This is a genomic window from Streptomyces sp. AC627_RSS907 (assembly GCF_019049165.1).
This window is the reverse complement of sequence record NZ_JAGMUE010000590.1, coordinates 1-680: the sequence shown is the minus strand read 5'-3', so window position 1 is coordinate 680 and position 680 is coordinate 1. Positions and strand designations below refer to the sequence as shown.

Annotated in this window: 1 protein-coding gene; it reads left to right on the top strand. The window is 74.3% G+C overall.

Translation table 11 applies throughout. The annotated features are described in order from the left end of the window. Nucleotides 1-10 precede the first annotated feature (10 nt). Nucleotides 11-680: bile acid:sodium symporter (locus tag KUM32_RS37250; protein ID WP_217146284.1), on the top strand; the 670-nt coding region annotated here is incomplete at its 3' end.

Genomic DNA, 680 nt, shown 5'->3' with positions numbered 1-680 from the left:
GAGGGAGCCCATGCGCCGCCCCGCCCTCGCGATGCCAGGCTGGCTGCCGCTCGACGGGTTCCTCCTGGCGCTGGTGGCCACCGTCGGGCTGGCCGCCCTGCTGCCGGTCACCGGGCAGGCGGCCGTGGTCGCGGACGACACCACCACGGTCGCCGTCGCCGGCCTGTTCTTCCTCTACGGCGCCCGACTCTCGGCCCGCGAGACGACGGCGGGACTCGCCCACTGGCGGCTCCACCTGTCCGTCCTCGCCTGCACCTTCGTGCTCTTCCCCGCGCTCGGCCTGGCCGCCGGGGCGCTGGTCCCGCTGGTGCTGACGCCCCAGCTCCACACCGGACTGCTCTTCCTGTGCCTGGTGCCCTCCACCATCCAGTCCTCCATCGCCTTCACCTCGGTGGCCCGCGGCAACGTGGCCGCGGCCATCGTCGCGGGCTCCCTCTCCAGCCTGGTCGGCGTGGTCGTCACGCCGGTACTGGCCGGGCTGCTGCTCGGCGCGAGCGGCGGGTTCTCGGTCGGCTCGCTGCTGTCCATCGCGCTCCACCTGCTGGTGCCGTTCCTGGCCGGACAACTGCTGCGCCGCTGGGTCGGCGGCTTCGTCGCCCGCCACCGGCGCGTGCTCGGGTACGCCGACCGGGGCTCGATCCTGCTGGTCGTCTACACCGCGTTCAGCCACGGCATGGCCG